Here is a 12267-nt window from a genome sequence, read left to right on the forward strand (position 1 = left end):
AATGGTTGAATGATTGAATATCCGGTCATTTTTTAATATCAGTCCCGAGTCGTTGCATGTATGCGATCAGCGCGATGATCTCTTTGTTGGCGGCGGTTTTGATGCCGCTTTGTTTCAGGCGTTCCTGGATTTCACTCTCCTGTTTCGCGAGATCGGCGTTCGCCTGGTGTTCGTAGCCTTTTTCGTAAGGCACGCCCAGCGTCTGCATGGCTTTGATTTTCGCAACGGTCGTGGTGGTGTCGAGGTCGTTTTCGAGCAGCCAGCCGTAGCGGGGCATAATGGAGCCGGGCGACATGCTGGTCGGGTCTTCCATGTGGTTGTAATGCCAGGAGTCGGGGTATTTGCCGCCGATGCGGTGCAAATCCGGCCCGGTGCGTTTGGAGCCCCATTGGTGCGGGTGGTCATATACGAACTCGCCCGATTTGGAATACTCCCCGAACCTTTCGATTTCAGACCGGAACGGGCGGATCATCTGCGTATGGCACACGTAGCAGCCTTCACGGACATAAATGTCGCGGCCCTGCAATTCCAGCGGCGTATAAGGTTTCACGCTCGCAATGGTAGGTACGTTGGATTCGACGAGGAAGGTCGGGATCATCTCGATCATCCCGCCAATGGCAACGGCCACGAGGGAGAATACCGTTAATGCAAGCGGCTTGCGTTCCATGAGCCTGCGGTGCCAGTATTCGCTCTTTTCGGCGTGCCAGATGGCGTTCAGCGGCATCGCTTTGGCCGTTTCGGTCGGTACGAGCTTGCCTTTCAGTGCCGTCATCCAGAGGTTGTAGATCATCACTACGAAACCTGCGAGGTACAATGTGCCGCCCACGCCGCGGAGGAAATAGAGCGGTTTCAGTGCGGTGACCGTTTCGAGAAAGTTGGGGTATTTCAAAAGTCCTTCCTGCGTGAATTCCTTCCACATCGAGCTTTGTACCCAGCCAGCCCAATACATGGGAATCGTATAGAAGATAATGCCCAGCGTGCCGATCCAGAAATGGAAATTGGCGGCCTTCGTGGAGTATAACGGTCTGTTATATAGGCGTGGGAAAAGCCAGTACAAAATACCGAATGTGAGGAAGCCGTTCCAGCCGAGCGCGCCTACGTGTACGTGCGCTACGATCCAGTCGGTATAGTGGGCGATGGCATTTACATTTTTCAAGGAGAGCATCGGGCCTTCGAAGGTGGCCATACCGTAGGCGGTAATCGCCACGACCATGAATTTCAGCACCACATCTTCCCGGACTTTGTCCCAGGCGCCGCGCAATGTCATCAGGCCGTTCATCATACCTCCCCAGGAAGGCGCGATGAGCATTACCGAAAACACGGTTCCGAGCGTCTGGGCCCATTCCGGTAATGCGGTGTAAAGCAGATGGTGCGGCCCCGCCCAGATGTACAGGAAGATGAGCGCCCAAAAGTGGACGATCGATAACCGGTAGGAGTAAATGGGGCGGTTGGCCGCTTTGGGCAAAAAGTAGTACATCAAACCCAGGTAGGGCGTCGTCAGGAAGAATGCGACCGCATTATGCCCGTACCACCACTGCACCAATGCGTCCTGCACGCCTGCGTATACCGAGTAGCTTTTCATGAACGAGATCGGCAGTTCGATGCTGTTCACCACGTGCAGCATCGCCACGGTCACAAATGAGGCGATGTAAAACCAGACGGCGGCGTAAATGTGCTCGACGCGACGGTTAATGGTGGTCATAATGATGTTGACCAATGCAGAAACCCACACGACGGCAATGGCGATATCGAACGGCCATTCCAGCTCGGCATATTCTTTGGAAGTGGTGAACCCCATCGGCAGCGAGATGGCCGCGCCGAGGATAATGGCCTGCCACGCCCAGAAATGAAAGCGGCTCAGTACCGGGCTCCATATCGGCGTCCGCAGTACACGCGGCACGGAATAGTACAAGCCGGTGAAAAAGCCGTTTCCGACAAACGCGAAGATGACCGCGTTGGTATGCAGCGGCCGTATCCGGCTGAATGTGAGGAACGGCAGGTCGAAATTCAGGTTCGGGAAGACCAGCTGCAAGGCGGCCAGCAGGCCCACGAGCATACCAATGAGCCCGAACAGGATGGTAGCGATGGCGAAGTCCCGGACAATGCGGTTGTCATATTGAAATTCATCCAACTCAACAGCGGCGAGGCCAGGATGGGGAACGTTTGACATAACTTGGGAGAGATAAGTGGTAAAAATCAGTTCGGGTGAGCGGCGTCAGATGGTGTTGGTTTTCTCGGAATCGTCGAGCAGGATGCGTACCGAAGGCGTATAATCGTCGTCGTAGTGCCCCTTTCGTACCGACCAGATAAATGCGCCCAGGAATCCCAGCGCTACGAGCAAACTGGCGAGGATCAGCAGATATAATGCGCTCATGATGAGGATCGGATTAGGTGATTTTTGATAGGCCAAAACTACCTGCGGCACGGCTGGCAAAGGATGACAACCGCTAAGCCGCATTTATGACCTTGGTCAGTTTTTCAGCCACCTGCGCGCAGCCGCGTTGCTGGCAAGCGTGGTAAAGGCGACGATGGTAATGGAGCTAACGGGCATCAGTATCGCCGCCATGACGGGCGACAAATGACCGGTAATGGCGAACGACAGGCCCAGGATGTTGTAGATCAATGAAATGGCAAAGCTCTGACGGATAATGCGCTGGCCGCTGCGGGCGAGGGCGACGTAGCCGGGGAGAAGGCTGAGCTGGCTGCCCTCCACGATGGCGTCGCAGGAGGGAGAGAAGTTGTTGATATTGTCGGAAACGGCGAGGCCGACGTCGCTCTGGCGTAATGCACCGGCGTCGTTCAGGCCGTCGCCGACCATCAGTACGTGGCGGCCTTCGTGTTGGAGTTCGCGCACGAAATCCAGTTTCTGTCCGGGTTTTTGGTTAAATAAAAGCAATGCGTTCTGGCCGAACAGCGGGGCAAGCACTTCACGGTCGGTAGGGCGGTCTCCTGAGAGCAGGTAGGTGCGAATGCCTGCCTTGCGCAATGCGGAGAGGGTTTCGGGTAACTCGGGGCGGTACTTGCTGCGGATGGTGAAATAGCCTTTAACAGCACCGCCCATCGACACATACACCCGGCTCGATGGCTCACCAACATCGTCCACATCAGCGCCCACCCAGTTCGCGGAGCCTACTTTCACCGTCAGCGCGCCCCATTGCGCGATCATGCCCTTGCCGCTCGTTTCAGAAAAGCCGCTTAGTACCCTCCGGCTTGCAGGAACATCCGCCAGGTGTTTCGCCAGCAACCGGCTCAGCGGGTGCGAGGATTGTCCCACCAGCGATTTGATCATCACCAGTTCTTCGCGTGTCGGCGGATCGCCCGCAAAGTTGATTTCGGCGTCGTCGGGCAGGGTAATGGTGCCTGTTTTATCAAAAACAACAGTGTCGATGTGTGCCAGCCGTTCGATGCTGTGGGCGTTTTTGGGATAAAAACGGTTGCGGCTGAATACGCTCAGCAAATTGCCGTTTGTAAATGTAGACGACAGCAGCAATGCGCATGGGCAAGCCACGAGCAGGGTGGTAGTGAATGCGAGAAAGGCGGTTTCCGGTTTTTGAAATACAAAACACCAAACTATAAATGTGACCGCAGCAATGCCCAGCACGGTCAGCGAAAAATACCGGTTAATGCGCGCGGCGAGGGATTTGCCGGCATCGTCTTTTTCGCGTGTGAATGCTTCGTTGTTCCAAAGCTGGGTCAGGTAGCTCTGCGACACCTCCCGCAGCACTTCCAGTTCAATGGCCGCGCCTTTTTGCTTGCCGCCGGCGTAAATGGTATCGCCTTTGCGCCGCTCGACGGGCTGCGATTCGCCCGAAACGAAGCTGTAATCGATCAACGCTATGGGGCTTTGCAGCACGGCATCGGCGGGGATCAGCTCCTCGTTGCGAACGAGCATCTGGTCACCTTTTTGCAGAGCGGTAATGGGTTTGCGGGTTTCCAGGCCATTTTCCAGCACGGAAGTCGCCACCGGGAAATAGGATTTGTAATCACGGTCGAACGAAACGCCGGCGTAGGTTTTGTCCTGAAAATACCGGCCTACGAGCATGAAAAACACGGCCCCGGCAAAGGAATCCAGGTAGCCGGGACCGGTTTGGGTAGCCAGTTGATAAATGCTGATGGAAAAAACGCAGGTCAAGGCCAAGGCAATCGGCGCGTCGATGTTCAGGTAACGGCCCTTCAATGCGGCCCAGGCCGATTGGTAGAAGTCCGCTGCGCAATACAATAGTACCGGCAGGCTCAATGCAAGGTTCAGTACCCCGAAAAGCGTCCGCAGGTTCTGGTCCGACGTGTTTTGTCCCAAATGAAAATACTCCGGGAAGCTCAGCATCATGATATTCCCGAAGGCAAAGCCGGCAATCCCGATTTTGTAAAGACGCGTGCGGTTCCATTTGCCGGCCTTCCTGCCCGACAGATCGTCCAGGCTCAGATAAGGCTCGTACCCGATGCGTGCAAGCAGCGCCGCCAGCTCGCTCAAACGCAATGCGTTGCCTTCGAATGTGATCCTGACTTTCTTTTCAGGGAAATTGACGACTGAGCTACGTACTGCCGGATGCAGCCTGTAAAGGTGTTCGAGCAGCCATATGCAGGAGCTGCAATGCATTTTGGGCAGGTACCAGCATACGGTGGTCAGTCGCCCGTCCGTGAACTCGATCATCTTGCCGTGCACCTCTGGCAGGTCGAGATGATCGAATTTGTTGGTGTAAAACGCCGGGTCGGGCGAAATGCCCTGCGCGCCGTCGATGGTATAATACTGACATAAGTCACTTTCTTTCAGCAAGCCATAGACGGTCAGGCAGCCGTCGCAGCAAAAATCGTGGTCGTCGGCATGTAGCACCTCGTCGCGGCAATCCTCGCCGCAATGGTAGCATACGTGCCGGGTATGGGAAATGGCCTCCGGGGCCGTCAATATGCGCATGGTCATGGAATGGTTACCTTTCTCCAAAATTGGAGCAAATGACCAGGGGAAGGGATGACGGCGGGGCAGGAGGAAAAGTGACTTTTGTCAGTAATCGGCGTGGGGCATCAATCCCAATTGACGGAAATGGATAGTCATCCTTAAATTGCGCTCGTCTATTTTTTCAACAACTGCGGAAGTCCCACTTTCCGCATCGATGCCGCTGCGGCGTTGATGCCGAGATTTTTCATGATGTCGGAAGTGAGGTTGGAGGTGGAATCGCGGGCGAAGAGGACTACCGGCCAGAGGTCGCCGCCGTTCGGGTTTAGGTCCATGCGGAGCAGGAACGCGTATCCTTTTTGCCTACCCGCGAAAATGATGGCGTCGTTCACCTTCTGTTTGATCGGCTCGAACTTTTTGGCATAATACTCGCGGAGCTGTGCCATGGAATTGGTCTCGAAATCTTCGTAGGACTTTTTCAGGTTTTCGAGCTCCGCAGCTTTGTCGCGGAGGATGGCTTCGTCGGCTTTACTGGCAATGAGCTTGTCGAATGCTTCCGATTTGAGGCGGAATTCTTCGTATTTTCCTTTCAAAATCTTATCATACTGGTCGCTTTTTACGACGATCTCTTCATTCAGCTTCTTGAATTCCGGCATGTTTTCCAGGATATGCTGCTGGTCGACATACCCGATCTTCTGCTCCGGCGCCTGGGCGAAGCTTGCATTGACAGATAACAACACCATCAGAAAAAGTGCAGACAAGTTTCTCATTTTGAAAGGTTTGTTTAAAAGGTTTGCGATATTACAAGAACGGTTACATAGCAATCCTGTTGTTTCAGGAAATATTAAATTTTAAAAATATATTCCCCTTGGCCGTCGGCTCGGGCCGACGGAAATAAAAATGAAGATTCCTAAATGTTTTTTTAATAATAGATTGTTTAATAATTTATTTTAGTAAGTTTATCAGGTGAAAAAACTAAACTCTTCAATCGGACTCTTATTGATTGGCTGGCTTTGTCTGGCCTCCGTCGCACGGCGCGATGTGCCACTGTTCCGCGCGGTAAATGCTGCCAGTGCCTTGCAGCCCGCCGGTCTTGCAGAAGGCCCCGATTCAAGCCGGTTTACTTATACCAAACTGGTTTCCGGCCTCGACGAACCGATGGAAATGGCCATTTTGCCGAACTACGACGTCGTGGTGGCGGAACGGAAAGGCGCTGTACGCTATTTCAGCAATGCGACCAAAGAGCTGTCGACCATTGCGCAGTTCAACGTTTTCAGCGGGATCGAGGATGGGCTGCTTGGCGTGGCCGTCGACCCGGATTTTAAACGTAACAACTGGATTTACTTCTATTATGGAGCAGGAGGGGAAAAAAGCGTGAGCCAATTGGCGCGTTTTGAATTAAAAGGCCAGAGCCTAATACAGGATTCGAAGAAAGTTTTACTCGAAGTGCCTACCCAGCGCAAGTATTGCTGTCATTCGGCGGGATATCTTACATTTTCAGATGGCTTGCTCTACTTATCCATTGGTGATAACACCAATGCCGAGGAAATCGAGGGCCATACGCCTATTGATGAGCGTCCGGGCCGTGAACTGTCCGACGACCAGGCTGCTACCGCGAACAGCAACGATTACCGGGGTAAAATATTGAGGATCAAGCCCGAATCGGATGGTACATACAGCATTCCCGACGGTAACCTGTTCCCGAAAGACGGGTCTGTCGGCAAGCCCGAGATCTACGCGATGGGCGTTCGCAACCCGTTTCGCATTTCCGTCGACCCGAAAACCAGATACCTGTACTGGGGTGATGTAGGGCCGGATACGGAGGTGCCCGGCAGCGAGGGCAAGATGAGTTACGATGAGATCAATCAGGCGCGCAAGCCAGGTTTCTTCGGCTATCCCTACTTTCTCGGCGATAATGAGGTATTTCCGGACTATGATTTTGCCACCAAAAAGGAAGGCCCGGGCAAAGACCCGCAAAAGCCTTTCAACGACTCCCCGCATAACACGGGCCTGCGCGAGCTCCCGCCGGCGCAGCCCGCGTGGATCTGGTATGGCAAAGTACCTTCCAAAAAGTATCCGCTCGTCGGTAAGGGCGGTGCCAGCGCCATGGCCGGGCCGGTATATTATAGTGACTTATATCCCAATGCGCCCTACAAATTGCCCGATTATTATAACGGCAAGTTGTTCATTTTCGAATGGATCAGAAAGTGGATCATGGCCGTGACGATGGATGCGGATGGCAATTATGTGAGCATGGAGCCGTTCCTGCCGCAGCTCAGAGTGGTAGCGCCGATCGACATGCAGATTGCACCCGACGGGGCCATTTACCTGTTAGCGTACGGTACCAATTGGTTTGCCCGCAACACCGATTCGGGCATTATCCGGGTAGAATATGCCGAGGGGAACCGCAACCCGGTCGCCGCCGTGTCGACAGGTAAAACGATCGGTGCCGCGCCATTTACTGCAACGCTTTCCGCCAAAGGTTCCAAAGATTACGACGCGGGCGATCAGCTGCATTACGAATGGAAGATCGGGGCTAAGAAGCTGACGGGCGAAGAAATCACACATACATTTTCCAAACCGGGTACCTATAATGTGGTGCTCACGGTTTCGGACCAGCATGGGGGCAAAGGCACGGCTACGACTGAGTTCAAGATCGGTAACACGCCGCCCGACGTGAAGATCAGTACAAAAGCAAACCGGAGCTTTTATTGGGACAATGCACCTTTTGACTACAAAGTCACTGTAACCGATAAGGAAGACGGTAAAATCGATCCGTCGAAAATTCACGTGAGTTTCAATTACCTGGCATTCGGGAAGGACCTCGCGGGGGCATTGTCGGGTTCGGAAGGGGAGAATATCAAATATGCCGGCACAGCCAAATTGTACGCCTCGCTCGATTGCAAGGCTTGCCACACGTTGGAAACCAAGTCGATCGGGCCGGCACTAAAGCAGATTTCGAAGCGGTATGCAGGTCAGACAGGCGCTGCGGAGCTGCTGGCGAAAAAGATTATTTCCGGCGGGAGCGGAAACTGGGGCTCGTACCCGATGCCGCCCCACGCCGATTTGCCCGAAAAGGACGCCCGGGAACTCGCAGGCTACATCTTGTCATTGGGTAACTCCGGCGCAACGACCCCGCTAGCCGCGAACCACAAGCTGACCGAACACATCGGCAAAGGCAACGAGGGCGCTTACGTACTGCTTGCCTCGTATACCGACAAGGGTGCGAACGGCATCGGGCCGCAGAAGACCGCGAGCCATATCGTGCTGCGCAACCCGCTGATCCAGATGGAAGATTACCAGGAAGGCAATGTAGGCGTGGTGGTAGCGACGCAGAACACCGGCTTTGCTTCCTACATCGCCAACATCACCAACGGAAAATTTACCCGGTTTAACCAGATAGACCTTTCGCACGTCAAAAACATCCGGTTACGCGTGCAGGAACATGGCACGGGCGGGACGATCGAGCTAAGGCAGGATAGCCGGGAGGGGGCGCTGCTGGGAAAAGCAGCTATTCCGGGCGGACGATTGGAAGATCTCAAAACCGGCTGGAAAGAAGTTCTCCTGCCCGTCAGCGGCGCTGCCGGCGTTCATGACCTGTTCCTGGTTTTTAAAAACGACAAGATCAAAGGCTCCATGTTCCACATCGACTGGATGTATTTTGAAAATGACTAATCCTGAATCCTTAACCTACCTTTTAATGCAACCCGAAAAGTATATTGACCAGTACCGCCGCGCGCTGTTGAACGATGTGATCCCGTTTTGGATGAAAAATTCGCCCGATCACGAGTCGGGAGGCTTTTTTACCTGCCTCGACCGCGAAGGAAAGGTGTTTGACACCGACAAATTTATGTGGCTCCAATGCCGGCAGGTCTGGTGCTTCGCTATGCTGTACAACCAGGTCGAAAGGCGGCAGGAATGGCTCGATATGGCACTTTCAGGGGCGGCATTTTTGCAGAAGCACGGGCAGGTAGGGCACGGAGGGGAAGGGCACGAACGGGACGTTCGCGCCAACAACTGGTATTTCTCGCTCGATCGTTACGGCAACCCGCTCATGCAGCCGCACAGCATTTTTTCCGACTGTTTCGCGACGATGGCTTTCGGGCAATTGTACAAAGCCACGGGTAATGCGGAGTTCAAGGACATTGCGACCGACACATTCCAGAATATCCTGAAAATGCAGGATAATCCGAAAGGCATTTACAGCAAAGCCGTGCCGGGCGCGCGGCCGCTGGAAAGTTTCGCCCTGCCGATGATCCTCTGTAATCTGGTGCTGGAAATCGAGTCGCTGCTTGACCCTGCATTGGTGAACGAAGTCATCGAACGCGGGATCGATACGGTAATGAATAAATTTTACAAACCCGAACTGGGCGTGATCCTGGAAAATGTGCGTCCCGACGGGTCTTTCTCGGATTCCTTCGAAGGGCGGCTAGTGAACCCCGGACACGGCCTGGAATCGATGTGGTTTATCATGGACCTCGCCCAGCGGACAAGCGACGAAAAGCTCGCGCAGCGCGCGGTCAACATGGCCATCCAGCTCATTGAATATGGCTGGGACCACGAGCATGGCGGCATTTTCTACTTCATGGATGTGCAAGGCAATCCGCCCCAGCAGCTCGAATGGGACCAGAAACTATGGTGGGTGCATATGGAAACGCTCATTACGCTGCTCAAAGGCTACCTGCACACGGGCGACGAGCGGTGCGCGCAATGGTTCGAGCGCATGCATGAGTACACATGGAGCCACTTTCCCGATCCTGAATACGGCGAATGGTTCGGCTATCTCAACCGCCAGGGCGAGCCACTGCTGACGCTGAAAGGCGGTAAATGGAAGGGCTGCTTCCACGTGCCGCGCGGGCTGTACCAATGCTGGAAAACGCTGGAAGCCATTCAATCCAAAATAACCCTGAACGTCTGATGGCACTGGCACCCGTCACGCCCGATGCTTCCACGGAAGCCGGGCCGCAGCAGCATTACCGCCCTGCGCTGATTACCCTCGCGGTTTTGTACTTTATGATGGGATTCATCACGTGCATGAATGATACCCTCGTCCCGTTTTTCAAGGATAGTTTCGAGCTAACCTACGCCCAGTCGGCGCTGGTGCAATTTTACTTCTTCCTGACCTATGGCGTAATGTCCATTCCAGCGGGGATACTCGTGGGTAAATTTGGATTTAAGCAAGGAATGGTCGCAGGCTTCGCGGTGGCGGCGGTGGGCGCATTGCTGTTTTTCCCGGCCTCGGTATTTCATCAGTATTACCTGTTTCTGGCCGCATTGTTCGTGCTGGCGATCGGGATCGTGCTCTTGCAGGTGGCGGCCAACCCGTATATAACCCTGTTGGGCCCGGCCGAAACGGCTTCTTCGCGATTCAACCTCATTCAGGCCGTCGGATCGCTGGGCACCACGGTGGCACCGGTTTTCGGGAGTTTTTATATTTTGTCCAAATCGGATGAACTCGCGCGCAGCAGCGAGCCCGTGCGCATGCCTTACCTGGCGCTGGCGGGATTGCTGATATTGATCGCCCTGGTCGTGAGCAGGCTCAGGCTGCCGGTGCCGGTAATGCGTCCGGCCGCCGACGGTGGTCAGTCGCTGTTTGCATTCCGTAACCTTCGTTTTGGCATTGCGGCATTGTTCTGCTACGTGGGTGCCGAGGTTTCCGTCGGGTCATTTCTGGCCAGCTACATTGTGGATGTATCGGAGGCGTCGCTCAACGATGCCGGTACGATGGTCGCATTGTATTGGGGAAGCATGTTCGTGGGCCGGTTTATCGGCGCGGCGATCCTGAAAACGGTAAAAGCGTCCCGCGTGCTCAGTGTGGCAGCTATTGCGGCCATTGTATTGATTATCATCTCCGTGAGCAGCGCAGGGCCGTTGGCGGTGTGGACGATGATCGCCGTCGGGTTGTTCAATTCCATTATGTTTGCCACCATTTTCTCCCTATCCGTCGTTGGGCTGGAATCTTATGCAACCCGCGCATCCGGCTGGCTTTCGACGGCCATCGTGGGCGGCTCCATCGTCTCATTCGGTCAGGGCTGGCTGATCGATCATTACAATTGGCCCGTCGCGTTTATGCTGCCGCTGCTTTGTTATGTCGTCATTCTGTTTTTTGGTTTAAACGGCTATAAAACAAAATGTCCTTAATTTAGCCGCCCCATTTGTTTGAAACTCCATGAGCAGACCCCTTCGCGTTGCCGCCGATTATAAAACCAAAGACCCCGCGGAGATTATCCTCGGTTACCTGGCCAATCATGGCAGCATGACATTGCCGGAGCTGGGAAAGCGGCTGAATATCAGCGTTCCGAAGGTGACCGTTCTGGTGAACGAGCTTCGGAATGAGGGCTTTGTGAACGATTATGGCAAAATAGAATCTTCGGGCGGCCGGAAGCCGAGCCTGTACGGGGTTGTGCCGGACGCGGCCTATTTCATCGGTGTCGACGTCAAGCAGAGCCATGTGACGATCGGCCTCCTGGACCTGGACAAAACATTGATCCTGAATTCCGGCAAATTGCCCTATGAACTGGCGAATACCGTCGAATCCCGCGATCAGCTATGTACCCATATTCTCGACTTTATCAATAGCCTTGCCGTTCCGAAAGACCGCGTTAAGGGGGTGGGTATCAACCTTTCAGGTCGGGTAGATTTTCGTACGGGTCACAGTTACAGTTACTTCCATTTTGATGACCGCCCGCTGAGTGAAATTGTCGGTGAAAGAATAGGTTACCCGGTTTTTCTCGAAAATGACACGCGTGCAATGGCCTACGGGGAGTTTTGCCTTGGCGCCGTGGAAGAGGAAAAAGATGTACTTTTCCTGAACCTCGACTATGGTATTGCGGTCGGTATTCTGATGGAGGGAAAGTTATATTATGGTAAATCGGGCTATGCGGGTGAATTCGGGCATATGCCTGTTTTTAACAACGAATACATTTGCCGTTGCGGGAAAAAAGGCTGCCTCGAAACCGAAGCCGCCGGCTGGGCCCTCGAACGCATGTTTCGCGAGAAAGTCCTCGAAGGCTCCTCCTCCCTGATCACCGCCAGAGTCCCCGACCCCAACCGCATTACGATGGACGACATTATCGAAGCCGCCATCTCGGACGACGTCCTCGCGATAGAGCTCATTGCCCGATTAGGCGACAATATCGGCCGCGGCATTGCGTCGCTCATTAACGTGTTCAACCCCGAGCTGGTAATCCTTGGCGGCAGCCTGCTCGCAACGGGCGATTACATCGGGCTGCCCATTCAAACCGCCATCAACAAATATTCGCTAAGCCTGGTAAGCAACGACACGCAGCTCGCGCATTCAAAACTAGGCGGGGAAGCCGGGTTGTTGGGTGCCTGCCTCCTCGTACGTAACCGCTTCCTCGGCATTCACGATTAGG

Annotated in this window: 8 protein-coding genes; 4 read left to right on the top strand and 4 right to left on the bottom strand. The window is 54.2% G+C overall.

Annotated features, from left to right (window positions below; translation table 11 throughout):
* Positions 1-25: 25 nt before the first annotated feature.
* The 4 genes from ccoN to H144_RS0128855 all read right to left on the bottom strand — a co-directional run bounded on the left by ccoN (position 26) and on the right by H144_RS0128855 (position 5661).
* Complete coding sequence (ccoN, locus tag H144_RS0128840; RefSeq protein WP_019945607.1) at positions 26-2170, bottom strand: cytochrome-c oxidase, cbb3-type subunit I; 2145 nt, start codon at positions 2168-2170, stop codon at positions 26-28.
* Positions 2171-2215: 45 nt separating this feature from the next.
* Entirely contained in the window at positions 2216-2374 is a 159-nt protein-coding gene (gene ccoS, locus H144_RS0128845) for a cbb3-type cytochrome oxidase assembly protein CcoS (protein ID WP_026351075.1), read from the bottom strand.
* A 96-nt stretch (positions 2375-2470) separates the two neighbouring features.
* Positions 2471-4912, bottom strand: a complete 2442-nt coding sequence (locus H144_RS0128850) for a heavy metal translocating P-type ATPase (protein ID WP_157505236.1) — start codon at positions 4910-4912, stop codon at positions 2471-2473.
* Between the two features lie 155 nt (positions 4913-5067).
* On the bottom strand, positions 5068-5661 hold the full coding sequence (locus H144_RS0128855; protein ID WP_084600046.1) for an OmpH/Skp family outer membrane protein: 594 nt from the start codon (positions 5659-5661) through the stop codon (positions 5068-5070).
* Positions 5662-5890: 229 nt separating this feature from the next.
* Here H144_RS0128855 and H144_RS0128860 point away from each other — a divergent pair, with 229 nt between their 5' ends.
* The 4 genes from H144_RS0128860 to H144_RS0128875 are packed head-to-tail and all read left to right on the top strand — an operon-like array spanning position 5891 to position 12266.
* Entirely contained in the window at positions 5891-8566 is a 2676-nt protein-coding gene (locus H144_RS0128860) for a PQQ-dependent sugar dehydrogenase (RefSeq protein ID WP_229208027.1), read from the top strand.
* Between the two features lie 25 nt (positions 8567-8591).
* Positions 8592-9809: a n-acyl-d-glucosamine 2-epimerase gene (locus tag H144_RS0128865; protein ID WP_019945612.1), complete on the top strand. Its 1218-nt coding sequence runs from the start codon at positions 8592-8594 to the stop codon at positions 9807-9809.
* Positions 9809-11032, top strand: coding sequence for a sugar MFS transporter (locus tag H144_RS0128870; protein ID WP_019945613.1), 1224 nt, complete (start codon positions 9809-9811; stop codon positions 11030-11032). The genes H144_RS0128865 and H144_RS0128870 overlap by 1 nt, the downstream gene beginning before the upstream one ends.
* Positions 11033-11060: 28 nt before the next feature.
* Entirely contained in the window at positions 11061-12266 is a 1206-nt protein-coding gene (locus H144_RS0128875) for an ROK family transcriptional regulator (RefSeq protein WP_019945614.1), read from the top strand.
* The last annotated feature ends 1 nt before the right edge of the window (position 12267 follow it).

The organism is Dyadobacter beijingensis DSM 21582, assembly GCF_000382205.1.
GTDB lineage: Bacteria > Bacteroidota > Bacteroidia > Cytophagales > Spirosomataceae > Dyadobacter > Dyadobacter beijingensis.

Excerpts from the sequence above, each read along its gene's own strand:
- ccoN (WP_019945607.1), bottom strand. The coding sequence starts at position 2,170 with ATGTCAAACGTTCCCCATCCTGGCCTCGCCGCTGTTGAGTTGGATGAA.
- ccoS (WP_026351075.1), bottom strand. The coding sequence starts at position 2,374 with ATGAGCGCATTATATCTGCTGATCCTCGCCAGTTTGCTCGTAGCGCTG.
- H144_RS0128850 (WP_157505236.1), bottom strand. The coding sequence starts at position 4,912 with ATGCGCATATTGACGGCCCCGGAGGCCATTTCCCATACCCGGCACGTA.
- H144_RS0128855 (WP_084600046.1), bottom strand. The coding sequence starts at position 5,661 with ATGAGAAACTTGTCTGCACTTTTTCTGATGGTGTTGTTATCTGTCAAT.
- H144_RS0128865 (WP_019945612.1), top strand. The coding sequence starts at position 8,592 with ATGCAACCCGAAAAGTATATTGACCAGTACCGCCGCGCGCTGTTGAAC.
- H144_RS0128870 (WP_019945613.1), top strand. The coding sequence starts at position 9,809 with ATGGCACTGGCACCCGTCACGCCCGATGCTTCCACGGAAGCCGGGCCG.
- H144_RS0128875 (WP_019945614.1), top strand. The coding sequence starts at position 11,061 with ATGAGCAGACCCCTTCGCGTTGCCGCCGATTATAAAACCAAAGACCCC.